This window comes from Actimicrobium sp. GrIS 1.19, assembly GCF_035984655.1.
Lineage (GTDB): Bacteria > Pseudomonadota > Gammaproteobacteria > Burkholderiales > Burkholderiaceae_D > Actimicrobium.
Genome location: NZ_JAXCHT010000002.1, coordinates 303,408 through 329,218, shown reverse-complemented (window position 1 = coordinate 329,218; position 25,811 = coordinate 303,408). Strand labels below are relative to the sequence as shown.

Sequence of the window (25,811 nt, the reverse complement as noted above, 5' to 3'; positions counted from 1 at the left end):
AGTGACCGATGCAAACGCACGACCCAGCCGCAACGGCCGCCACGTTCCGGCGCTTGCGTCACCTGCTCCACCGCTGGCACAACTTGTGCTGATTGACGTGACCACCGCAATGCCGGAGTCGGCTACGCGGGATTGTTTTTTGATTTGCCTGACAGGGGGGAGCGAACATGAGCGGGATTCCAGACTACAAGGAACTCACCAAGGAGGTGGCCGATGGAATGCGTGGCCTGCGCCAGTCGCAGCCGGAGCTGATGGCGGCGTTCAGCCAGCTGGCGATCGCCGGGACGCGCGAGGGCGCGCTCGACAAGAAGACCCGCGAACTGGTAGCGCTCGGCATATCGGTAGCCTGCCGCTGCGACGATTGCATCGGCTTTCACGTGCAGACGCTGGTGAAACTGGGCACTACCCGCGCCGAAGTCGAGGAGGTGCTGGGGACCGCCGTCTACATGGGCGGCGGCCCGTCCATGATGTATGCCACCCATGCGCTGAAAGCGTTCGACACGTTTTCCGGATAGCGCACCCGGTCAGGCGGGCGCGTTCCGGCCCGCGCTGAACCGGCCAGCGGCATGCGTTACCAGATCAGGTCGTCCGGAATCTGGAACGCGGCATACGGATCATCGGCATCCACCTCGGCGACGGCCTTGCTGGTGCGCACTACCATGCTGGCGTCGCGCTCGGCGATCTTGTCGGCAATGATGCGCGGCACCAGTTCGGTGACGCCACCCTGGCACACGATCACCAGGCGGCCAGCGATCAGATGCCCCTGCACTGCGGCCGAGACATACATCCGTTCGATCTTGTTGGCATGGGTGAAGTTGTAGGCGAGCTCGCCGGCGCCCTTGCTTTGCCGGTTCTTTTGCACCATCTGCGCAATTTGCGCCAGCACCGCCTTCTGGGTCGCTGCCGCATCGCGCTGCGCATTCATTTCGCGCGCCCGCTCGGCGTTCTTGCGTTGTGTGTCGAGTGCCGCCACGCGCGCTTCATCGACCGACTGCGTGCCGCTGCGGCGTTCGGCCTTTTGCTGCTTGCTCTTGTCCTGATGAGCGACTTTGACCTTGTTCTTGTCGACCAGGCCGGCTTTTAAAAATTGCTCCTGCAAAGAGGCCATGTTGATTGCTCCAGAAATCGGATCGGCCGCACCGGAAAGCGCTGCGGACCAATCGCAAGGCAGCAGCATAGCAAACCTGCCGGCGCCCCGGCGCGCGAGTTTCAGGATTTGCGCGCGGTGGGAAACGACGCGCCACGCGCGATCGCCCTCACAGAAAATATTTCAGCATCGTGAGGAAGCGTCGGACATCGCTGAACATCATGCTGATCTCGACACTGACGATGAACAGCACCGTCTGAAACGCCGCCGGGTATTGCTGCAATAGCCGCATGCATCGATCACCGACCGAACGAAGTGCAGCCCTGCTGGCGCACAGCGCGACCGACGCCATGCCGAGCGCGGCGCCGGCGACGATATCGGTGGGGTAATGCAACCCGAGATACACCCGCGGCATCGCGATCACCACGAATACATACAGGAAGACGAACGCGCCGAAGCCGCGCGAGATGAAGAAAATGCCCATTGCGAGACTGAAGAACAGCGCGGCATGGTCGCTCGGAAATGAGTTCCAGTCGAACAGCGACTGGCTTTCGCGCGGCCCCAGGCCGACGTAGTTGTGGTACGCCAGCGCCGCATTGGCGAACGGTCTTGGCTGGAAGGGCGCCAGGTTATTGACCACGCGGGCGATGCATACCGCCACGAAGCAACCAACCAGGGTGGCAATAATGCGCCGGCGCGTGTCGGACTTCGGGTCGGTATCGCGGAACCAGAAAAACCAGAGCACGCCCATGACCGGCAAGCCCTTGAACAGGTGCGCGCCTTCCACGTACTGCATGAGCTGATTGAACGACGCGGACGCGCCATTGAACTGGCCGAGCCAGTTGATGATTACGAGATTGAAATGGTTGTCCCACATGCCTGCTTAGCCTTGGTCAGTGTTGTTGTCGTCATGACCGTCCGGACGATCGCGCGAACGCGCAGTGCCGTGCTGAATGCAACGTCATCGCATTGCGAGGCTGCATCTTGGTTGCATGTCGGAATTTGATCTGTTGCCTACCGAACGCCTGCCCGTACGCGCCCAGGTCCGCTGCAATCGGCATGGTGAGACAAGTACAATGCTAGCCACGAAAATTGCCTGACCCGCGCGCGGAGTACGCGTCATCCCGCCGCCGCAGTCCTCGCGCCATGCCAATCCAGTACAAGGAAATTCTGTTCGCCCTGACATTGGGTTTGTCGGGCATGTTGATCGGGATGCTGCCGGTCGTCGATGCGCTGGAACAGACACACGGACTGGCCTGGCTGTTCGGCTGGCGCGGCGCGCTGCCGGCGCCGGTCGATGTGGTGATCATTGCCATCGACGGCGAATCGGCCAGCCGGCTCGGCTTGCCGGCCAGGCCGGCGCAATGGCCGCGTCGGCTGCACGCGCAGTTGATCCACCAGCTGCTGCAGGCCGGCGCCTCGACCATCGCCTTTGACTTGCTGTTCGACCACGATGCCGCGGCGCCATCACAAGACGCGGCGCTGGCCGGGGCAATGCGGGCGGCCGGCAATGTATTGCTGGTGGAATCGTTGCTGCAGGAGCAGCTCGTCGTCACCGGCACCGGTGGCGATAGCGTCGGCTGGGCCGCGCTGGAGCGCGCGGTGCTACCGGTTGCGCAGCTGCTGCAGGCGGCACTGGGCAGCGCGGCGTTGCCCCTGCCACGCGAAGAACGGGTCAACGCCGCCTGGTTTTTCAAGGCCGATGCCGGCGCCAGTCCGAGCTTGCCGTCATTGGCGCTGCAGGCCCACGCATTGCCGCACTATTCCCTGCTCAGACAGTGCCTGCAACGGCGCGATCCGGCCTTCGCGGCGACCTTGCCATCCAGTGCGGAGGACATCCGTCGTGGCGGCAATCTCGATGGCCTGATGCTGCAATTACGCCGCCACCTGTACGCCAATCCGCAATTGATCGATCGGTTGCGGCAAGACCTCGCACACGACGCCACCATCGATGCGCGCAGCGCGGCCACGCTGCGTGCGCTGCTGGCGCTGTATGCCGGGCCGGATGCGAGGCATCTGAATTTCTACGGCCCGCCGCGCACCATCACCACCATTCCATATGACCGCGCGGTGCAAGGCCTGGGCTGGCCGCCCGGCGGCTTGCGTGGCAAGGCGGTATTCGTTGGCTATTCCGCCGCCTCGGCCAACGAGCAGGATCGTATCCGCGACGATTACCACACGGTGTTTTCGCGCGACGACGGCTGGCAGCTCAGCGGCGTTGAGATCGGCGCCACCGCATTTGCCAATCTGCTTGATGACACCGCAGTGCGCCCGCTCGATCCCATCCCGCGGTTGCTCCTGCTGTTCGGCTGGGGCTTCCTGCTGGCGCTAGTGTGTCGGTGCTGGCGCGTGTCGCATGCAGCGCTTGCGGTCGCGCTGGCCGGCACGGGTTATCTGGCCGCCGCCTGGGTGCTGTTCGCACGCGGTCAATTATGGCTACCGCTATTGACACCCTTGTTGCTGCAAGTGCCACTGGCGCTGTCGAGCGCCGCCGTGCTGCGCTATCTGGGCGCCAGCCGCCAGCGTGACAAAATCCGGCACGCCTTCAGCCACTTCGTCCCGCCGGCCATGGTGGAGCAACTCGCCAGCGAGACGCGCTCCCTGCAGGCCGCCAGCCGGTCCTGTCACGGCGTCTGCCTGGCCACCGATGCCGCCGGTTACACCAGCCTGGCCGAAACCATGGAGCCGCTCGCACTCACCGCGCTGATGAACCGGTATTACGCCACCCTGTTTGCACCGGTGGCGGCACGTGGCGGCATCGTCTCGGACGTCAAGGGCGATGCCATGCTGGCGCTCTGGACCGGCCATGACTCGGAGCGGCATCTGCGCGCCCACGCCTGCAACGCCGCACTGGACATCGACATCGCGCTTGGCAAGCTGCGCCAGGCCGATGCCACCAGTCCGGTCCTGGCCACCCGCATCGGGCTCGACTGTGGCCCGCTGACATTGGGCAACGTTGGCGCCGGCCAGCATTACGAATATCGCGCCGTGGGCGACACCGTCAACACCGCATCGCGCATCGAGTGCCTCAACCGGCAGCTCGGCACCCGGGTGCTGGCATCGCAAGCGGTGGTCGACGGGCTGGACGAGTTCGTGCTGCGTCCGCTGGGTGCATTTCTGCTGCCGGGGAAATCCCGCCCGGTCACGGTAGTCGAGATCCGTGCGCGGCGCGACCAGCAGTCGTGGCAGGAAAGCTGGCTGTGTGACGCCTTCGCCGCGGCGCTCGACCGATTCCGCCAGCAACACTGGCCGCAAGCCGCGCAGGCCTTTACGGCGATCCTGCAGGTCAGGCCCGACGACGGCCCGTCGTCCTTTTATTTGCACCAATGTGTGCGAAATATCACCGCTGTACCGCCGCAGCCGTGGAATGCTGTGATACGCATCGACGAGAAATAGCGCTTCGAATGGACGCAGCGACAGGTATCCCGGCTTGAAAAATTTTCATGGCGCTGTGATCAAAAAGGCACGGCATTGCGGCGTTAAACGAAAAACGCTGCAAGGCATTGCCTTACGCGACCAATAAAGACCAACACGGCACGCGCGTCGCTACTGTGCATTCGCTGAACGCACGCAATGGGCGCAGGAAGCGCTCGCGCTCCCATTCCGGCAATCCGGGATAACCAATTATTCCTGTCGATTCATCCCACATTCGAACTGGAAGTTCCGTAAATCCTGCCTAAGATGAACCACCTCCACTTGCGCATCGGATTGTTCATTGACGCCAACCTGTCGGGTCGACCTCGCCACGGCGTGCGCTGGATGGCGCCGATCCTCCTCGGCGTCGTGTTGTGCTCTCATGCCGCATTCGCCGCCGAGCCCTGCACGCCGGTGCTTGCCCGGCTGGTCTCGTTGCAGGGCAATGTCGAGCTGTGGCGGCCGCAACCGGGCCAATGGCAAGCGGCCGGCAGCGGCATGGCGCTGTGTGCGCAGGATGTGGTTCGGGTGGGTGCTTCCAGCCGCGCGGCGTTGCTGCTGCCAAACGAAACCATGCTGCGCCTGAACCAGAAGACCACCGTCATGATCAGTTCCCTGGAGGACCGCCAGCACGCGCTGATTGACTTGCTGCTCGGCGCCATCCATGTCATTACCCGGACGCCGCAACCATTCCGGGTCAAGACACCATTCGTCAACGCCAACATCGAAGGCACCGAATTCGCCATCAGCCTCGACGCCGGCGCCGCCACGATCGCGGTGGTCGAGGGTCGGGTTGCGCTCGACAATCCGTATGGCCGGATCGTGCTGGGCGGCGGCGAAGCGGGGGTCGCCGCCACCGGCCAGGCGCCGAAAAAAAACCTCACGATCCGGCCGACTGACGCGGTCCAGTGGGCGCTGTATTACCCGGCCGTGCTGGATCGCCGGACCGACCTGCAAGCGCTTGCCAACAGCGGCGCCGATGACAAACCCGATGCCGACGGGCGCATCGTCCAGGCCGGCGAATTGCTCTCTGTCGGTCGCCACGACGAGGCCGGGCGCGAACTCGACCGCGTGTTGTCCGCCAATCCATTCAACAGTCGTGCCAACGCCTTGAAAGCCGTCATTGCGCTGGTCCGGAACGACAAGGCGGCGGCAGCGGATTTCGCGCGCAGGGCCACCGCCAGCGATGCGCAATCGGCCGCCGCCTGGCTGGCGCAAAGTTATGTCGAGCAGGCCGACTTCAGGATCGACGCGGCACGCGACAGTGCCCGCAGTGCGATTCGCGTGGCACCAAACAACGCGCTGGCGTGGGCCCGCCTGGCGGAACTGGACATGGCGCACGGCGATCTGGATGCGGCGTTGCAGTCGGCAGGCACGGCAACCCGGCTCGATCCACAGCTGGCCAAGACCCAAACCGTGCTGGGCTTCGCGCACCTGACGCAGATGCAGACCGCACCGGCCATCACCGCCTTCGAACGCGCCATCGCGCTCGACCAGGCCGATCCGCTGCCGCGCCTTGGCCTGGGCCTGGCAAAAATCCGCACCGGCGACCTGCCCGGCGGCCGTACCGACATCGTTATCGCGGCCAGCCTCGATCCACTCGATGCGCTGGTGCGCAGTTATCTCGGCAAGGCCTATTTCGAGGAAAAGCGCGACAGCCTGGCCGCCACCCAGTTGCAACTTGCCAAGACCATCGATCCGGGCGACCCGACGCCGTGGCTGTACGACGCCGTACGCAAACAGAGCGAGAACCGGCCGGTCGAAGCGCTCGCCGATCTCGAACAATCGATCGCCCTGAACCAGAACCGCGCCGTGTATCGCTCGCAATTGCTGCTCGATTCGGACCGCGCCAGCCGTCTCGCGGGCCTCGCCAAGATCTACGACGACCTGGCCTTTGACCGCTTTGCGGTGAGCGAAGCGACGCAATCGCTGGCGGCCGACGCATCCAGCTATTCCGGTCACCATTTCCTGTCGGACGCCTACTCGCGGCTGGAGCGGCATGAAATCGCCAGTGTCAGCGAGCGGCTGCAAGCGCAGTTGCTGCAACCGCTGAACATCAATCCGGTGCAACCCAAACTGGCCTTTTCCAGCGTCAACACACCGGGCCTGAACGGGCCGGTGGCGCCCGCCTTCAACGAATTCAATCCGCTGTTCGAACGCAACGCGACGCAGTTGATCGCCTCGGCGGTCGCCGGTACCCAGGGCACCCGCAGTGCCGAAGCGGTGCTGTCGGGCGTGCAGGATCGGCTATCGTGGAGCGTCGGCGGCTTTCACTACGACACCGATGGATTTCGCATCAACAACGACATCCGCCACACCATCGGCGATGCGTTTGTCCAGTTCGCCCTGACGCCGCGCCTGAATCTGCAGGCCGAGCTGAGCCATCGCGCCACCGACCATGGCGACATCGCACTCGACAGTGTGCCGGGCCGTTATTCCGAGGCGTACCGGCGCACGCTGGATCAAACCACGGCCCGCCTTGGCGCGCACTGGGCCGGCTCGACCCGCGCCGATACGCTGTTGTCGCTGATCCATACCAGCGCCGACGAACATCAGCGCTTCGACGCCGACGGCGCCACGGCACTCGCGTCAAAGGACCAGGGCTATCAGCTGGAGGCGCAGCAGCAGTTGCGCCTGGAGAATGTGAATCTGGTCGCTGGCGCCGGCTACTACCATTTTGACGTGCAGGAAAATCTGTTTGGCGCGCCGAACGCATTCCGGCGCAGCCGCTGGAATGCCTATGGCTATGCGCGAGTGCGCCTGTCCGCCGACGTCGTCGGCACGCTTGGCGCCAGCGTCGACGACTATGCCGAAGCCGATTTCCGGCAGCAGAAATGGAATCCGAAACTCGGCCTGCAGTGGCAACTCAATCCGCGCCTGATGCTGCGGGCCGCCACCTTCCAGACCGTCAAGCCGGCGCTGTATGTGCAGCAAACCATCGAGCCGACCGAAGTGAGCGGTTTCAACCAGTTCTTCGACGAGGGCAATGGCAGCCGGGCGCGACGCGACGCCATCGCCCTCGATCTGCAAGCTGCGCCGGACCTCAACCTGCAGCTGGAAGCCTCGCGCCGCCGATTGTTCCTGCCGATCCTGGCCGACAACCTGCTCGCCGACACCGAAACCCAGCGCGAGAAAGCGCTGCGGCTGTCGCTCGGCTGGCAGCTGTCGGCGCGCTGGACGCTGTCTGGCGAGGCGCGCGCCGAACGCTTCGAACGGCAAGCGCTGTTCCTGTCCGGTCCGAGCGCGATCCGCACCGATACCGCCACGATCGGGGTGCGCTACTTTCATCCGGACGGGTTGTTCGGCCGCATCGGCGCCACCGCCGTGCGCCAGCGCGTCGACACGTTCAGCGACCCGAGCGCGGACGCCAATGCGGACCGATTCACCCTGCTCAATGCGGCGCTCGGCCAGCGCCTGCCGGCGCGCAGGGGCACGATCACGGTCGAAGGCCGGAATTTGCTGGACCGGAAATTCCGCTATCAGGATGCCAACTTTCGCACCCCGGCCCAGCAAAGCCCGCCCTTCATTCCGGCCCGCAGTCTGGTCATCCAGTTCACCGTCGCCTTTTAGGCCACGCTACCGCCGCCCCCTTTTTAACCCACCGATGGAGTTTCCTCATGATGTCGATCCGCAGCCTGTTCCTCCACCCCACCCCTCGCCGGATTTGCGCCGGCATTTGTCTCGCACTGACCGGCGCGCTCGCCGCGGCAGCCGACACGGAGACCCAGCCGGCGCGCAAGAACGCCGAACTGCCGTCACAACCGATGACCTTCAGCAAACAAACGGCCGACCGGCTCGGCGTGAAAAATGTCGCTTACCTGCTCGCCATCGATGTCAATGGCAACGTCGTGCCGTTCGTGCCGGAAGAGCCGAAGAGTGCGTTTCGCTTCATTGATCCGGCGCGGGAAAAATTGACCATGGACCTGTTCGAGATCGAACCCTTCACCATCATCGCCGGCAGGCGCAATCCGTTTTGCGTGATCTTTGTTGGGGGCAGCGCCAGGAAACTGTGGATGGAATCCTGCCCCTGAGCCAAACCAGTACCGGGAGCCGTCATGCTGACACAAGCGAAGCGACACACGCCGGCCAGTTCGCTGCTGGCCGTGATTACGGAATTTCGCGCCTTGCCGGCGCGCGATCTGGAAGAAATCGGACAGCGCTGTCAATGGCGCAATGCGGCTGCCGGCGACGTGGTGCTGCGTTATCAGGATGGCGGCGACAGCGTCTTCTTTATCGTTCAGGGCACCATCCGGCTGACCCATTATTCCCGGTCGGGGCACGAGGTCATCCTCGGCGATCTGTGCGCCGGCGAGATGTTCGGTGAACTGGCCGCGATCGACGGCCAGCGCCGCTCGGCTACCGGGGTGGCGCGCACGGATGCGCTACTGGCAGCGATGCCGGCAGCGGCTTTCCGCGAACTGATCCATGCCAACCACCAGATTGCCGTGGCGATCCTGCGCCGGCTGGCCGGCCAGGTGCGCCGGCTCACCGAGCGGGTCTTCGATTTCAGCACGCTGGCGGTGCGCAACCGGATCCATGCCGCGCTATTGCGGCTGGCACAGGACCAGATGACCGGCCCGAACCAGGCCACCATCACGCCAGCGCCCACCCACATCGATCTGGCCAACATGATCAGCACGCATCGCGAAGCGGTCACCCGCGAACTGAACGAGCTGGTGCGCGCCGACCTGATCCGGCGCGAAGAACACCGCATCGTGATTCTGGATCTGGCGCGGCTGCGGCGGATGGTGCAGGAGGCGCGCGGCTGGTAGCTCGCATACGATCACGCCAAATGCCGATCACGTGCGTTTTCTCACAGATTCAGTCGGCCGGCTTGCCTATGCTTGTGCTGGCAATTCACCGGCAAACCCGTCCGCTCGCCGATGTTTTCAGCGCGCGGTGGCAGCACCGGCGATCCCATTGACGCAGGCCGATCCGATTCGAAAGGTGCCACCATGAACATGAACACATCCCTCGCAGAACTTCCCGTCCGGTCCGGCAACGCCGCCACAGGCGCTGCCGCAACCGATCTCGTCGCTGCATTCCAGGCGATGCCACTGATCGAGCCCGGGCTCGACTGCGAAGACGCCCAGGCCCAGGCCGAGCTGGGCATGGCCTTGCAGCAGACCGGCAACCTGGCCGGTGCCGTGACGGCCTACTCACGCGCCATCGCGCTGCAACCGGAGTGGCCTGAAATGCACGTCATGCTGGGGCTCGCGCTGCAGCAACTGGGCCAGCGCGACGACGCCATCGGCGCCTTGCGTCGCGCGGTGGCGCTGCGCTCGGACGACGCGCAGATCTGGTCCAATCTCGGCGTACTGCTGCAGGAATGCGGTCGCTCCAGCGACGCAATCGAGGCGCTGCAGCATGCGATCCGGCTCAAGCCGCGCATGACCGAAGCGCATGCCAATCTGGGCGTCATCCTGCGCCTGCTGGGACGGCCGGAGGAAGCGATCGAGTCCTTGCGACACGCCCTGGCATTGCAACCCAACTACGCCGAAGCCCACGCCAATCTGGGCGCCTGTTTCAATCAACTGGGACGACTCGACGATGCCGCCGGCGCGCTGCGGGTGGCAACCGTTCTCAGGCCGGGATATGCCGAGGCGCATGCCGATCTGGGCCGCGTGATGATGGCGCTGGGCCGCCCTGCCGACGCCGCTGCTGCCTGCCGCACGGCGATCAGTCTGGGCATGGAAACCAGCGACAACTATCTGAGCATGGGGGTGGCGTTGCAGGATCTGGGGCAACAGGACGAAGCCGTCGCCGCCTACCAGCGCGCCCTTGACCTGGAACCGGACTGCGCCGACGCCTGCTCCAATCTGGGCGTCGTGCTGCTCGAACAGGGCGCGCACGACAAGGCAATCGCCGCCTTCCGCCAGGCCACTGCGCTGAATCCGGCGCACCCGCACGCGTTTGCCAATCTGAGCATTGCACTGCATGAGCGGGGCGATGACGAACAGGCCGCGCAGTGCTTTGCCCAGGCCGTCCTGCGCAGCCCCGAGGATGCCGACGTGTACTCCAACTTTGCGATGGTGCGCATCCATCAGCAGCGCTTCGAGGAGGCGCTGGCCCTGTTGGGCAAGGCCGCCGAACTGAACCAGAACCATGGCCGTCCGCTCGCCGGCGCCGTTGCGATGCCGGTGTATCGCCTCAAGCATGACCGCGAGCAGATGGCGCTGCTGCGGCAACGCGGCTTGCTCGCGCCCGGGTTTGCCGCCTATGCCGCGGCGCTCGACGCTTTGCCGGCAGCCGGGGTGCACGCCGGCGCCCTGTCGCTTGACGCCAGCACCGCAGCCGGCATCGCGCCGTCGTATAACAGGCTGGTGCATATCCCGGCGCCGGTCGCGATCAGCGGGCCGTGCCTGAATCCGCAGCTTGATGTCGCACAGCTCGAACGCGCCTACCTGGAGTCGAGGCCGGAGGTGGTGTGGGTCGACGATTTCCTGTCGCCAGCAGCGCTGGAAGCGATTCGCAATTTCTGCCTGGAAGCCACGGTATGGAAGAAGGAGTACCCGAACGGCTATCTCGGCGCGACCCTCAAGGATGGCTTTGCCTCGCCCCTGATCCTGCAGATCGCGGAAGAATTGCGGATCGCCTTCCCCGCCATTTTCGACCGCAATCTGCTCGAACAGGCATGGGCGTTCAAGTACGACAGCACGATGAAGGGCATCAACGTGCATGCCGATTTCGCCGCCGTGAACGTGAACTTCTGGATCACCCGCGAACAGGCCTGCCTCGACCCGGAGCGTGGCGGCCTGGTCATCTGGGATGCTGAGGCGCCGCGCGACTGGAGCTTCCAGAAATACAACGGCGATGAAGCACAGATCCGGCGTTTTCTCAGCGCCTCCGGGGCCCGCTCGATCCGGGTGCCGTACCGCGAAAATCGCTGCGTCATCTTTAACTCGACGCTGTTTCATGAAACCGACCGCTTTGCCTTCAACGACGCCTACGAAGACCGGCGCATCAACGTCACGCTGTTGTATGGCAAGGGCCTGAAAATGCGCTAGTGCCTGCCGATGGCGACCTTCACTTCTCTCTGGCGCGCGCTGCCCGGCGCGCTGCTGTGCCTGCAGCCAGCCTTCGCGGCCGCGCCGCGTGTCGTCACATCGCTGCTGGAACTGCGCCAGCAGCATGTCATCGTCCAGCATTTCGATCTGAGCTGCGGCGCCGCGGCGCTGGCCACGCTGCTGCGTTTTCAGCATGGCGAGCCGGTCACCGAGCGCGACGTGGCCACCGGCCTGATGCGACGCAGCGAATACATTGATGACCCCGGCCTGATTCGACGCCGCGAAGGATTTTCACTGCTTGATCTGAAACGCTACGTGCAGTCGCGCGGCTATGACGGCCTCGGCTTTGGCAATCTTGGCTGGGACGATCTGCTGCAGAATGCGCTGCTGATGGTGCCGGTCAACCTGCACGGCTATAACCACTTCGTGATCTTTCGCGGCAGCGTCAATCAGCGTGCCGTGCTGGCCGATCCGGCCTGGGGCAATCGCAGCATGGCGATCGACGATTTCCTGCAGGCGTGGATCGATTTTCCGGAACTGGGCCGCATTGGTTTCCTGGTCCGGCGGCGCGACGGTCGGCCCGCGTCCAACGATCTGCTGGCGTTGCCGCCATGACGCGGGTGCGCTGCGACTGGGCCGCCCTTGCGCTGCTCATCGCGGCCAGCACCGCTGCGCACGCCGACGACCAGGCAACCCTGCGCGAGCAACTCACGCAACGCGACCAGTTGATCCAGACGTTGCAGGAACGAATCCGCCAGCTCGAAGGCGACCGGCAGCCAGCGCAAGCGCCGCCGCCAGCCGAACCAGCCACCAACGCCAGCGGCCTGTTCGCAGTCGATGCACTGGCTGCCGAGCGCGCGCTGGAACGCACGCTGACCCAGTCCGGCGCGTTGCTACTGCCGCCTGGCGAGGCCGAACTGCAGCTTGGTGCAAGTTACGCGCGCCGCCATCAGCAGAGCGCCACCCTGGTCACGCAGGACGGGCAGCTCGGCCTCGGCAGCACCGAACTGCGCCGCAATGACGTTACCGCCACACTGTCGGCGCGCTTCGGCCTGCCCTTCGACGCGCAACTGGAGTTCACGCTGCCCTATCGGGTGATCCGGCAATCGCTGGTCGAGCCGGTTGACTTCACGGCGTCACGCGAGAGCCGCAGCGGCAGCGCGACAGTCGGCGATGTCACGCTGGGCGTTGCCAGGACACTGCTGCGTGAACAGGGCTGGCGGCCGGACCTGATCGGACGCGTCGGCTGGACCGCCGGCAACGGCAAGGCGAGCAGCGAGAACATCGACATCGGCGACGGCTTCCGCAAAATCCGCGCCGAACTGACCGCGCTCAAACGCCAGGATCCGATCGTATTTACCGGCAACCTGTCGTGGGAATCCACCTTCCGCAACGGCGCGCTCAAGCCCGGCGACCAGCTCGGCCTGTCGCTGGCGGCACTGCTTGCCACCAGTCCGGACACCTCGATGAGCATGGGAATCGATCAGATATTTGCACGAAAAACCCGCGTCAACGGCGTCGCCGTGGCGGGTTCCGACCAGGTCAGCAGCATGCTGACGCTGGGTGCGACGACCATGATCGGCAAGCGCACGCTGCTGTCGGTATCGACCGGTATCGGGCTGACCCGCAACACCCCCGACTACGTGATCAATGTGACCGTGCCGTTGCGCTTCGAGCTGTTCAAGTAGCGCCGCTGTGCAATTGCGGATCCTGTGAGGATTGCCACAGACCGGCATCGCAGCGCCAAACAATACTACGTCCCGTGGGTGTCACACGGCGTCATTGCGATGCCCACATCACCTGTTCATTCAACCCTAAAGGAGTAGTCGACATGAAATCCATCCTGATCCCAACCCTGGTCCTTGGTGCACTCGCCTCGGCGGCACACGCAGCACCCGTGTCACTGAACGACGCCCACCTCGATCGCGTCACCGCCGGCAGCGTCGGCACCTTCAGCGCAACCACCTTTGCCGCCACCACGGTGAAGGCAACCACGCTCGGCGCTACCACGCTCGGCGCGACAACCCTGGGGGCGACCACACTCGGCGCCACCACGGTCCGGGCCAGGACGCTGGGTGCGACCACACTGGGCGCGACCACACTTGGCGCCACCACTCTGGGCGGCATTGTCGTTCGCAAGTAAAAAGCATCAGCCTGCCTGATCCGGTTTTGCGCCAGATCAGGCAATGGGGTACCCGATCCGGGTCCTGACCTCGAATTCGATTCGGACGGCATGCAGACGCCAACCGGGTACCCCAGCCAGCGGCCAGGCATGCTTCTCCGGTGCGGTCGTTGCCAATCTCACGTCACGTCTGCATCGTCGCTACGGCCCTGGATTGATAGAACACTCCCATTCCTCATGCTCGCGGGCATGCCGCAGCTTGCGTTCCAGCTGCGCGACTCGGGTATTTCATGGTCAAGTTACGCCGGCCACACTTCGTCATGTTTTATTGCGCACCGTCCGTGCTACCATCCGCCCCAGCTAGGGGTCCTGGAAGCCACAACTTTCGGGTGAGACAAACCCTTCGAACCTGATCTGGATAATGCCAGCGAAGGGAAGCGCAAAGCCCACACCTCTTTGACCGCTCCTTCGTTGCCACCAGTGTTTCCACCACTGAATGAGTCAATGATGCCGGTATCCCGTTTTTGCCTGACCCCGCTTTCCCTGCTGATTGCCCAAGCCTTCGCACTGCCGTCACTGGCGCACGCACAAACCGCCGACCAGATCCTGCCGCAGGTGATCGTGTCGGAACCGCTGTTGCGCGCCGGCAACGGCAGCGCGCGGGTGGGCGGATTCGAGGCCGCGCCGGTGTTGCAAACGCCCGCCGCGCTGACGGTGATCGACCAGCAGCAACTGCAGGATTTGCAGATTCGCCATGTGGCCGACGTCTCCCGGCTTGATGCCAGCCTGAACGCGGCCTACAACGCGGTCGGCTACGCCGAACAATTCTCGATTCGGGGCTTCCCGCTCGACAATGCATCGAGCTATCGCAAGGATGGTTTGCCGATTGCATCGGATGCCTCGATCCCGTTTGAAAACAAGGAGCGGGTCGAGATCCTGAAGGGGCTTTCCGGGCTGCAGGCCGGCATCTCGACACCCGGCGGGCTGATCGATTTCATCACCAAGCGACCTACCAGCAAGCCGCTGCGTTCAGTGCTGCTGGAAGCCAGCGAGCGCGGCACGCTGTACGGCGCGGTCGATCTGGGCGGCCGCTTCGACGACACCCGTTTCGGTTACCGCATCAATGCCGCTGCGGAGCAATTGCGCTCGTATGTCAAGGGCGCCAATGGCGAGCGGCAGTTCGTCTCGGGCGCCTTCGACTGGCGCATCACGCCGCAGGCACTGCTGCAGCTCGACCTCGACACGCAACACAAGTCGCAGATCACCGCGCCCGGCTATCAACTGCTGGGCGGCACCGATCTGCCCACCGGCATCTCGGCACGGACGCTGCTCAACAACCAGCCGTGGAGCAAGCCAGTCGTGACCGACAACACCAATATCGGCTTGCGCCTGAGCTACCAGTGGAATGCCGCATGGAGCAGCACGTTCGCCGCCAACCGGCATCAATTGAAGCGCGATGACTTCGCCGCCTTTCCGTATGGCTGCGCCTCGGCCGGTCTGTTTCCGGGCTTTTGTGCCAATGGCGACTACGACGTGTATGACTACCAGAGCACCGGTGAAGTCAAGACGCTGTTCGCAACGCAGGCGCTGCTGCAAGGCCAGTTCGCCACCGGCACGGTGCGGCATGCGCTGACCCTCGGCCTCGACACCCTGCGCCGCCGCGACGAATTCGGCGATTGCGTCTATGGCACGGTCGACTGCGCCGGCTCGATGGCCAATGGCACCAGCAATATCTACCAGCCGGTCACGGTGCCGGCCTCGACGATCTCGACCGGACCGGTGCTGTTGCAGCGCAAGGGCGACGAGCGTTCGGTGTTCGTGCAGGACATCCTGGCCTTGTCCGATCAGGTCAGCCTGCATGCCGGCGTGCGCCACACGCACATCGAGCGGGTGCAATCGGCCAGCGCGTTCGAGCGCGACTATCTGCTGCCGTCGGTGGCGCTGGTTGTCACGCCGACGCCGGGCTGGAGCGTGTATGGCAGCTGGTCGCAGGGACTCGAACACGGCGGGGTCGCGCCGCTCTTGACGACCAATGCCAACCAGATTCTGGATCCGGGCAAATCGCGCCAGCAGGAGCTGGGCATCAAGGCCGCCCTGGACGAGTCGTGGCAACTGTCGGCGGCGCTGTTCCAGATCACCAAACCGCTCGAATACACCGACAGCAACTTCACCTACGTGCGCAATGGCGATGCGGTGCATCGTGGCCTGGAGCTGGCGGCCAATGGCAAGATCGGACGCGCCCTGCGCGTGACGCTGGCGGCCACCGCGTTGCAGGCGCGCCAGCGCAACACCGACGATCCGCTGCAGACCGACCAGCGCATCACCAATGTGCCGGCGTTCAAGTCGGCCCTCAATCTCGACTATGCGCTGCCGCAGCTGAATGGTCCGGCACTCAATGGCGGCTGGAGTTATTCATCCAGCAAGGTGTTCAGTCCCGACAGCATCCGGCGTGTCGACGTGCCGTCGTACCAGCTGTTCAATCTGGGCGTGCGCTACGTGGTCGCCACGGCAGGTGTTGCGACCACGCTACGCGCCAATGTCGACAATGTGCTCGACAAGTTCTATTGGGCCGACGCCTCGTCGGCGCTGGGCGGGTATCTGCTGCCAGGCGCACCACGCACCTTCAAGATCTCGGCGCAATTCGATTTCTGAAGTCGCGCGGGCGCGGTAACATCGTCAGCGGGCAACGTCACGCGCCGGGGGGGGGGGCCGATGAAGGTGTTGTTGATCGAGGACGAGCAAAAGATCGCCGACTTTGTCTGCACCGGGCTGACCCGGCGCGGCTTCCACGTCACCCACTGCGCCAACGGCCACGCCGGTCATGCGCTGGGGCTGCGCGCTGATGTCGATATCATCGTGCTCGACGTCATGCTGCCGGGTCGCGATGGCCTGTCAGTACTGCAGGAATGGCGTGCTGCCGGCGTGACCACACCGGTAATTCTGCTGACGGCCCGCAATGAACTGGGCGACCGCATCAGCGGCTTTGATCTGGGCGCCGACGACTATCTGGCCAAACCCTTCTTCGTCGAAGAGCTTGTCGCGCGCATGCAGGCGCTGCTGCGGCGCACCGGCACGCGCCCGGAGACCCTGGCCGTCGGCGCCTTGAAACTCGACTGCATCTCGCGCCAGCTCAGCAATCATGGTCGCAGCTGCGAACTGACCGCGCGCGAATTCAGCCTGCTGGCCTATCTGATGCGCTCGCCCGGCCAGTTGTTCACACGCGGCCAGATACTCGAACATGTGTGGGGCTACGATTTCGATCCCAGCACCAATGTCGTCGATGTCTGCATTCGTCGTATCCGCAACAAGATGCAGGACCTGGCGGATCACGACCCGAATGCCGGTGCCGCTATCGAGGCCGTGCGCGGCGCCGGTTACCGCTTTCGGAGCCAGGCATGCGCCTGAGCTTTCGCGCACGCCTGTTCGGGATCGCCGCGCTGATTGTGACCACCGTGCTGGCGGCCGTGTTGCTGCTGGGTTGGTCAATCCTGCACAAGTCGATGATTGATCGGCTCGACGAGCGGCTCTGCCTCGAAGCCCGGCATCTGACCATGCAGCCAGTGCAGCGGGGCGACATGGCCGAGCTGGAAGTGGACCTGCTCAACAAATTGCGCCTGACCACGCCCGCCCAGCTGATGCTGCTGCTGGACGGACCGGTCGAGGACGCCAGGCAGGCACAGAATTAGGATGACGGGATCGATCTGGCGGCGCTGCCGTGGCAAGCGCTGCCGCAGGACCGGCCACCGCCACCACCGTCACCCGGCGCTGGCGCCTGGCCACCGCCACCGCCGGGCCGGTGCAATGTGAGCACGCTCGCCAGTCGCGGCAAACACTGGCACGCGGCAATGGTCACGATGCCATTTGGACGCAGCGTGGTGGCCGCCGACCTGGCGGCGCCCGCCGCCGAGTTACAGACGGTGGTCAGCCATGCCATGACATGGGTAATTCCCCTGGCGCTGCTGTTGACGGCGCTGGGCGCATGGTTGATGGCGAGTCTGACGATGCGGCCGCTGAACCGGTTGCGCGAGGCCATGAAAGCAATGACCGGCGCTGCGCTCGATCAGCGACTGTCCGGCCACGGTGAAGATCAGGAGTTTGGCGAATTGATCGAGGCTTACAACACCATGCTCAGTCGGCTCGACACCAGCTTCCACCAGGCGACCCGTTTTTCGGCTGACGCCGCGCACGAACTGAAAACCCCGCTGACGATCCTGCAGGGGCGTATCGAGCTGGCCATGCAGCATGCCGGCCAAGGCACGCAGCAGGCCGATCTGGCCGGGATGCAGGAGGAAGTCGCGCGACTGACCCAGATCACCCGCAAGCTCCTGCTGTTGTCGCAGGCCGATGCCGGCCAGCTGGTGTTGCGCCGCGCTCCGGTGGACGTGTCCGCGCTGCTTGAAGCACTGCTGGAGGATGCACACCTGCTGACCAATGAACAGGAGTTGTCAGGCATCATCGCACCCGATCTGATCGTCGCGGCCGACGCGATCCTGTTGCGCCAGTTGCTCAACAATCTGATCAGCAACGCTGTTCGTTACTGCCGTCCCGGCGGCTGGATCACAGTCACGGCGCGCGCGGCGCCGATGGCGGTCGAGATCGTCTTTGCCAACGCTACCGAGCCCATTGACGCCAATACGCGCCGGCACTTTTTCGACCGCTTCTTTCGCGGCGATGGCGCCCATCAACGCCAGGTCGATGGAACCGGGCTGGGCCTGAGCCTGGCCCGCGAGATCGCCCGCGCCCACGGCGGCGAGGTCCTGCTCGACGACAGCCCCGACGACCAGGTCCGGCTCAGGCTGCGACTTTTGCGTGAATGACGAAGATGTCATTTTCGCGGCGAACCAACACCCCGATAATTCCACAAAGAAGGTAGCGACCCAGTCAGATTACCGGGTTGCTGTGGAAGGGCTGTCGCATCGTCGCACCGTCCGGTCAAGCGGCTCCTCCATGGTGACCTCATCGCGCAGTCCGTCCGGTGCTGCGTTTGCCATTGCGATGTATTCCACTCAGGAGACTGCAAAGCATGAAACTGTCCCACACCATCGTCGCCGCCGCGATCGCAGCATTGGCCGGAACGAGCATTGCTCAAATCGGTTCGAGCAGCTTCCATCATCGTCACAAACTCAAACCAGCCAAACCACCGCAACGTCCGGTGCCGGGCGCCGGCGCACAATTCGGCGACCCGCTCAGCGGCCTTGACGCCACCAACCTGCAGGCGTTCAACGATGGCCGTGAAGAATTCGAGGCGGTCGAAACACCCGAAGGCGGCCTCGGCCCGATCTTCAACGACAGCTCCTGCGTGGTGTGCCATTCGGCCGGCGCCACCGGCGGCGCCAGTGCGGTCACCGTGACACGCTTCGGCCGCGTGTCCAACGGCAAATTCGATCCGTTCGAGGCACTCGGCGGCTCCTTGTTGCAGCGCTTTACGATCGCCCCCGAGGCGCAGGAAAAAATACCGGCGCAAGCCAATGTGATAGCCCAGCGCGTCGCCACGCCACTGTTCGGCGCCGGCTTGATCGAGGCGATTCCGGACGGTGACATCCTGCTCAATGCGCAGCGCCGGCAGCCCGATGGCGTGCACGGCAGGGTCTCGACCGTGACCGATGTCACGACCGGCAAGACACGGGTCGGACGCTTTGGCTGGAAACTGCAGCAAGCCACGCTGTTGGCATTTGCCGGCGACGCCTACCTGAATGAAATGGGTGTGACCAGCCGCTTCTTCCCGACCGAAAATGCACCGAATGGCAATCAGGCGCTGCTGGCAAAATATGATCTGGTGCCGGACGTCGAGGATGCGGTCGATCCCGCCACCGGCAAGGGTGACATCGACCATGCGGCCGACTTCATGCGCTTTCTGGCGCCGCCGCCACCGGTGCGGATGACGGCCTCGGCACTGGCCGGTGGCAACCTGTTCCAGCAAATGCAGTGCACGGCCTGCCACATGCCGGTGATGTTCACCGGTCCCAATCCGATTGCCGCCCTGTCGCACCAACCGGTGCCATTGTTCTCGGATCTGCTGCTGCACGATATGGGATCGCTCGGCGACGGCATCGAGCAAGGCGTCGCCAAGGGCAACGAGATGCGCACCGCGCCGCTGTGGGGGCTACGGATGCGTCCGCGGTTCTTGCATGACGGCCGCGCCGCCACCGTTGCCGATGCGATCAGCGCGCATGCCGGCGAAGCCACGGCCTCGGCCAACCGCTTCAAGGCGCTCAAGCCGGCGCAACGACAACAGCTGCTCGACTATTTGAACGGCATCTGATCGATGCCACTGGCTTGTGCAAGCAATGCGCGTGCAACCTGGTCGATGCGTTCCGACAGGGTGCCGCGCACCAGCACAAACGCGCTCTGGCGCGCGGCCAGTGCATCGAGAACCTGTTGATGGATCTGCTGCCGCACGGCGGCGGATTCACGCTGCAGGCCGTCGGCAATCCACGGTCCGTCAGGCGCAGTCACCACGGTAAAGGCATACCGGCGCCGCGCGGCCAGCGCTGCCAGCGGCGCATCGACCCGGCCGAAATAATGGGCGCTGTAGATGGCCGTCATCATCGGCGTGGTATCGCAAAACAGCCAGCCGGTGCAGTGGCCGGCGGCGGCATCTTCGCGGGCGACCTGCTCGCAGGCGATCGGATACTGGTCCTCTTCGTGTGGCGTGCGTTGCTGCACTTCGACGAATTCACGCAGGTATTCCGGCACCCAGAAGGTGCCGAAGTGGTCGGCCAGTCCTTCGGCGAGGGTCGATTTGCCGGTCGATTCGGCACCTACGATGGCGACCGTGCGGGTCGTCATGCGGTGCGGCGCCAGGCACGCAGGCCGATGATGGCCATGATCACAAACAGGCCATACAACAATGCCGTGAGCACCAGGCCCTTGTAGACGTACAGGCCGACGTACAGCACGTCCACGGCAATCCAGACATGCCAGTTCTCCAGCTTCTTGCGTGACAGGAGCAACTGGCCGAGCAGGCTGCCGGCGGTCAGGAACCCGTCCATGTACGGCACGTCGGTATCCGTCCAGTGCTTCAGGAACAGCGACAATACGGCGAATCCGGCCAGCCAGAGCAGCGCCGACATGGCCAGGCCGCGGCGCGACAGCCGCGACACCGGCAGCGTCGAGTGGTCGTCGCCGCCATACAGCCATTGGTACCAACCCCACACCGAGACGAGGATGAACAGCGCCTGCAAACCGGTATCGCCGTACAGCTTCGCTTCCAGGAAAACCACGGCATAGGTGGTCGACGAAATGATCGTAAACAGCCATGCCCACGCATTCTGGCGAATCGTGAGGACGACGGTAATGATTGACAGCACGAATGAGATCAACTCAAGCGGCGCGGTGGTAAAGCCAAACAACAGAATGGGGTCGTTCATGCAACCTGAAGAAAAATGGAACGCGCCAGTATAGGCGACAAGCTGTTCGAGCAAGCAATTGATGAATCAACAACATCGCACCCTGAAAATTATTTTTATTTCCACGTGGCAATAGTCGGAATTTAGTGCAATAATTGATTCAACACTTTCGTTACCGCTGTCGACCGATTCAATCAACGCCAAGTTGGGACTGAATGATCATGGTTTCCCATCTCGATCACTTGCCGCATCCAGAGCGTCCCTTGGGCTTCGCGCCGCAGGGTGACGTGCTGCGCAACATGATCACCGCCGCGATGAAGCTGGTCAACGCCGAATTTGCTGCATTCTCGACCCGCCTGTCGGATGCGCTGATGGCGATGTCGGAAGTCAGCGGCGACGCCAAGGAAGCCAACGCCAGTTTCAATGCCTCCAACCTGCTGCGCAACAACCGCTACGCCTTTTACCACGTCGCCGTGGCGCATATCGAGCAGGCCCTGCTGTACGAACTCAATGTGCTGGAACACGGCAGCGAACGCACTGCCACCCGTCGTGAAGGCGCCCTCTCGCTGGTGCCGTTCTCCGAAATGGACAACCGCGTCATGCTGGGCACCACCGCACGCCTGTTCGAGATTGAAAACGCCGATGCGCTGGCGGCCCTGAACATCCGGATCGCCCATCTGCTGGACCGCGACAGCATCAGCGTGGCGCAAAACCCGTTCCGTCCCGAGACCTTCCTGGGTGCGATCAATGCCGCATGGGTCGAATTCGATCCCGATACCGAATCGCACGGGATGATCCTGCCGCTGCTGCGCCCCGAGGTATTCCTGGCGCTGCCGCCCGTATTCAAGACACTCAATGACGAACTGGTGGATCGCGGCGTCTTGCCGGAACTGGTCAGCGCCTACCGCATTCGCAAGTCCGACGGCAATCTCAGCGCCGCCACCAAGGAAGCCAACGAAACCGCACTGCGACAGCAATTGCGCCGGGTACTGGGCAATCCCGAGGAAGCCGCGCACAGCCAGCATGGCGAATACACCATGCCGGCCAATCCGGCCAGCGCCAAGCTGTTCTCGTTCCTGACGCAGTTGCAGCACGGCCTGCCTGAGCCGCGCCATCCGGGCCTCACGCAGCTGGCGCAGATCAAGGCGCAGATGCCGCAAGGCTCGATGAGCCGCATCGACGAAACCACCATCGACCTGCTCAGCCAGATTTTCGAGACCGTGTTCCAGGACCAGCACATCCCGCATGAGGTCAAGGACCTGATCGGCATCCTGCAGGTCCCGGTGCTCAAGGCGGCACTGGTCGACAAGGAATTTTTCTATACCGAGTCGCACCCGGCCCGCAAGCTCATCGACCTGCTGACACGCTCCAGCGTCGGCTGGGACAAGGCCAAGGGCGTTGACGATCCGCTGTTCCAGACGCTCAAGCGTACCGTCGAGCGGGTTCGCCAGCATGATCCCGAGCAGGCCGGCAACGGCATTTCGCAGGCGGTCGACGATCTCGAAAGCTACATCCATCAGGAAGAAAGCGCCGTCTCTACCGCGCTGCAGGCGCCAATCACGCAAGCGCTGCAGGTCGAAAAGATCCGTTTCGCCACCAAATCGGCCAAGCAGGACGTGGCCGTGCGGATCGGTACCGGCGAAGTCGTGCCGTTTGTCGAAGCCTTCCTTGAAAGCCGCTGGGTGCCAGTACTGACGCTGGCCCACACCATCAAGGACGAAAAACCGGAGGTGCTCAACAGCGCCATCCAGACCATGGACGATCTGCTGTGGAGCATCAAACCGAAGATCACGCCACAGCATCGCAAGGAATTGATCACGCGCCTGCCGACCATCCTGACCATGCTCAACAAGTGGCTCAACGTGATCAAGTGGGACGATGCCGACCGCTTGCAATTCTTTGCCGATCTGGCCGAGTGCCATGCCTCGATCGTGCGCGCACCACTGGAGCTGTCAGCCGAGCGCCAGATCGAGATCGCCGTCGAAGTTGCCAAGAAAGCGGCCGAACGCCGTCTCGAAATCAAGGCGCGCGAACAGGCCGAGGTCGTGGCCGAACCGGAACCGGATCAATTCGTCGAGGAAGTCGACTGCCTGCAGCGCGGCGCCTGGCTGGAATTCGATCAGCAAGACGGCGCGTCGAAAAAGGTCAAGCTGGCCTGGGTCAGCCCGTTGCGTACGCTGTACATTTTTTCGACCAGCCAGCGCCAGGAAGCATTTTCCCTGTCGTCGGACGATCTGGCGCGGCAGTTGCGCGAACAGTCGGCGCGGGTATTGCAGCTTGACGGGATGGTCCATCGTGCCCTGGCCAAGGCGATGGAACAACTCGAACCGGAAACCGCAGAACAGTAATCTCAGGCTGCGGCGGACGATAACGCGGCCGCCGTATGCACCGGCGTCACCAGCCCAATCGCGGCATCTTCAATCGCATCGATACGCAATACCGGCAAGGCCGAGTGCACCGCCCCGAACACGGTCGCAAATGACACATCGGCAGCATCGCGCCCGGTACCCAGGCGCACCAGCCCCATTGGCGGCGACACCCCGCTCGGATCGAACAGATACCAGCGGCCACTGAGCAGCACTTCCACGTACGCATGAAAATCGGTCGGCCGAATGGTCTGGTCGAGACCGTAATCGATCCCGGTGACAAATCGTGCCGGCAGGTTGCTGGCGCGGCACAACGCCACCATCAGGTGGGCAAAATCGCGGCACACCCCGACCTGTTCGATCACGGTATCGACCGCCGACGTGCTGGAATTGGTGCTGCCCGACACAAATACCGTGCGCTGCCGAATCCAGTTCTGGATCGCCAGCACCCGCTGATAGCCGCGCGGCAGGTTGCCGAACTCGTGGCCGGCCAGCGTGTACAGGCGATCCGACTGGCAATAACGGCTTGGATAGATATACGGCAATGCGGCCGAGGGCACACCGGCGATCGACATTTCCTGCAGATCGGCCGGCGCGGCAATGTAATGCGCGATGTCGACGGTGGCTTCGTAGCGTACCGTCAGCGGACCATTGCCGGCGCGCAGGCGCAGGAAGCGCGAGCCGGATTCGGGCGCGGTGTACATCGACTGCGGCACATCCTGATTCAGTTGCAATTGCTCGCTGACGACGCTCTGGTGGGGCGTTGTCGCGGCATGGAAATTGAAGATGAAATCACTGCCGTCATCGAGGATCTGGTAGTTCAGTTCAACGGAAAAATTCAACCGGATCATTGCGTGTTTTCGGTGGGGGAAGTGGGCGCTACACACCGGGCGTCGGTGTGTTGCGGGCGTACGCATCTTAGCAAGTATTGCGCGGCATTGAGCCGAAATCTGTGCGCTGTCGAACCACCGCTTGCGTGCGGTCAGCCGCCGCCATCCGCAGCGATGGCGAATTGATCGATATCCCGTAAAATCAAACCGGCCTGCACCTCCCCCTGACGCCAATCGATTCGCACCACGCGGAGTCGGCTCGCCCGCCAGTCATTCATGCCAAGTCACGGAGAACGCCTTGAGAAACCGCACCCGCCACATCCTGCGCGCCGCCGTCACCATCGCCGCACTGGCATGCAGCCAGCTTGCCAGCAGCGCGCCGATCCGGATTCTGTTTGTTGGCAACAGCTACACGTTCGGCCGGGTCGATCCGGTCATGCGCTATAACGCCGCCAATGTGCATGACCTGACCGCCGCGTTCTACCGCATCAATCCGGCCGGGACCAATCCGTGGGAGCCGCATCCATGGGGTGGCGTGCCGGGCATCTTCAAAAAATTCACCAGCGAAATGGGCCTTGACTACGATGTCGCGCTGTCGACCCGCAACGCCGCCTCCCTGCGCGCACACTTCCTCAACAGCGCCAACGCCGACTGGGATTTGCGCGGCAACGTTGCCTCGCAGGTGTGGGATATCGTCGTGCTGCAGGAGCAAAGTGACGGCGCGTTGCCGGGCGGACGCGGCAAAAACGCCAATCCGCTGCAGTCGCGCGCCACCATCAATGCCTTCGAACAATTCATTCACGACGGCGCCGCCAGGAGTTTCAGCGAGACGGCGCTGTACGGCAGCGAGGCGGCATGCAAGGCCACCGGCGAATCGGCCCGGCAATGCCGACGCACGCATGCCATTCCCGCCAATCCGAACGCCAACCCAAAGGCACGCATCTATCTGACGCAAACCTGGGCGCGTCCCGACATGGTGTTCGCGCACCGGCCCGCCCAGCCGGATCGCAGCAGCGTCGATGGCCGCCCGAAGGCGGACCCGGCCGGCGCAATGACGACGCCGTATTACCCGAGTCTTGCGGCCATGACGCAGGACTTGCGCGATGCCCTTGAGGCCGACCTTGCCGCCAATCCACGCTTGCTGAGGGTGCTGCCAGTGGGTGATGCGTTCCAGCGCGCGCTGGACCAGAATCTGGTCCGCAACACCGGCTTCTACGACGCCAATGGTGCGGCGGCCAAGCGCCAGGCAGACGACTTGATGGATCTGTGGTGGGATGACCGGCTGCACGCCAGCAAATATGGTTCCTACCTTGCCGCGCTGGTGCAGTTTGGCGCCATCACCGGCATCGATCCGCTCGCTCTGGGGCCCCATGAAAAGGCCGCGGCGGAGCTGGGGATTGCGGATCGCGATGCGTTGCTGCTGGCAAGGATCGCGTCGCAGCAGCTTGGATTTCGGCCGGCGAACACCGGCATGGAGCCGGCATCCGCCGTGCCGGGGCAATAAGCGTCAGGCCGCTTTTTTCAGGCACTCTTTCATGAAGGCCTTGCGCTCGTCGCCTTTCTTGTCCTTGGCATCGACGTTACAGCTCTTCATCTTGTCCTGCTGTGACATCGGTGCAGCGGCAGCAGGAGCAGC

21 protein-coding genes, 1 pseudogene and 1 riboswitch are annotated in these 25,811 nt (G+C 63.8%); of the genes and pseudogenes, 16 read left to right on the top strand and 6 right to left on the bottom strand.

All coding sequences use genetic code 11. The features are described from left to right. Nucleotides 1-167: 167 nt before the first annotated feature. A complete protein-coding gene (locus RCH09_RS03150; RefSeq protein ID WP_326939578.1) occupies nucleotides 168-515 on the top strand; it encodes a carboxymuconolactone decarboxylase family protein in 348 nt (115 codons plus the stop codon). A gap of 56 nt (nucleotides 516-571) precedes the next feature. On the opposite strand, the gene RCH09_RS03145 is transcribed toward RCH09_RS03150, so the two are convergent. Beyond that, nucleotides 572-1,108 (bottom strand): DUF2058 domain-containing protein, encoded by a 537-nt coding sequence (locus RCH09_RS03145; RefSeq protein WP_326939577.1) that lies wholly within the window; start codon nucleotides 1,106-1,108, stop codon nucleotides 572-574. Between the two features lie 148 nt (nucleotides 1,109-1,256). Beyond that, nucleotides 1,257-1,964, bottom strand: a complete 708-nt coding sequence (locus RCH09_RS03140; protein ID WP_326939576.1) for a phosphatase PAP2 family protein — start codon at nucleotides 1,962-1,964, stop codon at nucleotides 1,257-1,259. Nucleotides 1,965-2,233: 269 nt separating this feature from the next. On the opposite strand from RCH09_RS03140, the gene RCH09_RS03135 reads away from it, so the two are divergent. The 13 genes from RCH09_RS03135 to RCH09_RS03075 all read left to right on the top strand — a co-directional run bounded on the left by RCH09_RS03135 (nucleotide 2,234) and on the right by RCH09_RS03075 (nucleotide 19,892). Then, a complete protein-coding gene (locus tag RCH09_RS03135) occupies nucleotides 2,234-4,483 on the top strand; it encodes an adenylate/guanylate cyclase domain-containing protein (RefSeq protein WP_326939575.1) in 2,250 nt (749 codons plus the stop codon). Between the two features lie 285 nt (nucleotides 4,484-4,768). Then, nucleotides 4,769-8,071: a TonB-dependent receptor domain-containing protein gene (locus RCH09_RS03130; RefSeq protein WP_326939574.1), complete on the top strand. Its 3,303-nt coding sequence runs from the start codon at nucleotides 4,769-4,771 to the stop codon at nucleotides 8,069-8,071. A 47-nt stretch (nucleotides 8,072-8,118) separates the two neighbouring features. Further along, the gene (locus RCH09_RS03125) at nucleotides 8,119-8,532 is read left to right on the top strand and encodes a hypothetical protein (RefSeq protein ID WP_326939573.1); all 414 of its coding nucleotides are present in this window, start codon (nucleotides 8,119-8,121) and stop codon (nucleotides 8,530-8,532) included. Nucleotides 8,533-8,556: 24 nt separating this feature from the next. Beyond that, the gene (locus tag RCH09_RS03120; RefSeq protein WP_326939572.1) at nucleotides 8,557-9,273 is read left to right on the top strand and encodes a Crp/Fnr family transcriptional regulator; all 717 of its coding nucleotides are present in this window, start codon (nucleotides 8,557-8,559) and stop codon (nucleotides 9,271-9,273) included. Nucleotides 9,274-9,462: 189 nt separating this feature from the next. After that, nucleotides 9,463-11,508: a tetratricopeptide repeat protein gene (locus RCH09_RS03115; protein WP_326939571.1), complete on the top strand. Its 2,046-nt coding sequence runs from the start codon at nucleotides 9,463-9,465 to the stop codon at nucleotides 11,506-11,508. 9 nt (nucleotides 11,509-11,517) lie between these two features. Continuing rightward, nucleotides 11,518-12,123, top strand: coding sequence for a C39 family peptidase (locus tag RCH09_RS03110; protein WP_326939570.1), 606 nt, complete (start codon nucleotides 11,518-11,520; stop codon nucleotides 12,121-12,123). Further along, the gene (locus RCH09_RS03105; protein WP_326939569.1) at nucleotides 12,120-13,196 is read left to right on the top strand and encodes a transporter; all 1,077 of its coding nucleotides are present in this window, start codon (nucleotides 12,120-12,122) and stop codon (nucleotides 13,194-13,196) included. Before RCH09_RS03110 ends, RCH09_RS03105 begins: the two co-directional genes overlap by 4 nt. A 143-nt stretch (nucleotides 13,197-13,339) precedes the next feature. Next, nucleotides 13,340-13,651, top strand: a complete 312-nt coding sequence (locus RCH09_RS03100; protein WP_326939568.1) for a hypothetical protein — start codon at nucleotides 13,340-13,342, stop codon at nucleotides 13,649-13,651. Between the two features lie 331 nt (nucleotides 13,652-13,982). Further along, a riboswitch (TPP riboswitch) is annotated at nucleotides 13,983-14,083 on the top strand. A gap of 54 nt (nucleotides 14,084-14,137) precedes the next feature. Next, complete coding sequence (locus tag RCH09_RS03095; protein WP_326939567.1) at nucleotides 14,138-16,282, top strand: TonB-dependent siderophore receptor; 2,145 nt, start codon at nucleotides 14,138-14,140, stop codon at nucleotides 16,280-16,282. Between the two features lie 60 nt (nucleotides 16,283-16,342). Further along, on the top strand, nucleotides 16,343-17,035 hold the full coding sequence (locus RCH09_RS03090) for a response regulator transcription factor (RefSeq protein ID WP_326939566.1): 693 nt from the start codon (nucleotides 16,343-16,345) through the stop codon (nucleotides 17,033-17,035). Next, nucleotides 17,026-17,316, top strand: coding sequence for a hypothetical protein (locus tag RCH09_RS03085; RefSeq protein ID WP_326939565.1), 291 nt, complete (start codon nucleotides 17,026-17,028; stop codon nucleotides 17,314-17,316). Before RCH09_RS03090 ends, RCH09_RS03085 begins: the two co-directional genes overlap by 10 nt. Before the next feature lie 168 nt (nucleotides 17,317-17,484). Then, nucleotides 17,485-18,447: a HAMP domain-containing sensor histidine kinase gene (locus tag RCH09_RS03080; protein ID WP_326939564.1), complete on the top strand. Its 963-nt coding sequence runs from the start codon at nucleotides 17,485-17,487 to the stop codon at nucleotides 18,445-18,447. A gap of 206 nt (nucleotides 18,448-18,653) precedes the next feature. Continuing rightward, nucleotides 18,654-19,892, top strand: coding sequence for a di-heme oxidoredictase family protein (locus RCH09_RS03075; RefSeq protein ID WP_326939563.1), 1,239 nt, complete (start codon nucleotides 18,654-18,656; stop codon nucleotides 19,890-19,892). Here RCH09_RS03075 and RCH09_RS03070 read toward each other — a convergent pair. Continuing rightward, entirely contained in the window at nucleotides 19,874-20,419 is a 546-nt protein-coding gene (locus tag RCH09_RS03070; protein ID WP_326939562.1) for an ATP-binding protein, read from the bottom strand. The two genes, RCH09_RS03075 and RCH09_RS03070, sit on opposite strands and share 19 nt — an antisense overlap. Beyond that, nucleotides 20,416-21,000 (bottom strand): nicotinamide riboside transporter PnuC, encoded by a 585-nt coding sequence (gene pnuC / locus RCH09_RS03065; protein ID WP_326939561.1) that lies wholly within the window; start codon nucleotides 20,998-21,000, stop codon nucleotides 20,416-20,418. The genes RCH09_RS03070 and pnuC overlap by 4 nt, the downstream gene beginning before the upstream one ends. A 200-nt stretch (nucleotides 21,001-21,200) precedes the next feature. Here pnuC and RCH09_RS03060 point away from each other — a divergent pair, with 200 nt between their 5' ends. Continuing rightward, nucleotides 21,201-23,327 carry a DUF1631 family protein gene (locus RCH09_RS03060; protein WP_326939560.1) on the top strand — a complete coding sequence of 709 codons (2,127 nt, stop codon included), beginning with the start codon at nucleotides 21,201-21,203 and terminating at the stop codon, nucleotides 23,325-23,327. A gap of 2 nt (nucleotides 23,328-23,329) precedes the next feature. Here RCH09_RS03060 and RCH09_RS03055 read toward each other — a convergent pair whose 3' ends face one another. Next, nucleotides 23,330-24,196 carry a transglutaminase-like domain-containing protein gene (locus RCH09_RS03055; RefSeq protein WP_326939559.1) on the bottom strand — a complete coding sequence of 289 codons (867 nt, stop codon included), beginning with the start codon at nucleotides 24,194-24,196 and terminating at the stop codon, nucleotides 23,330-23,332. 277 nt (nucleotides 24,197-24,473) lie between these two features. Between RCH09_RS03055 and RCH09_RS03050 the strand changes: the two genes are divergently transcribed. Further along, nucleotides 24,474-25,679: a hypothetical protein gene (locus tag RCH09_RS03050; RefSeq protein WP_326939558.1), complete on the top strand. Its 1,206-nt coding sequence runs from the start codon at nucleotides 24,474-24,476 to the stop codon at nucleotides 25,677-25,679. A 3-nt stretch (nucleotides 25,680-25,682) separates the two neighbouring features. Here the strand turns inward: RCH09_RS03050 and RCH09_RS03045 are convergent. Next, nucleotides 25,683-25,775, bottom strand: a pseudogene (locus RCH09_RS03045) (PsiF family protein); the annotation flags it as partial. Nucleotides 25,776-25,811 lie beyond the last annotated feature (36 nt).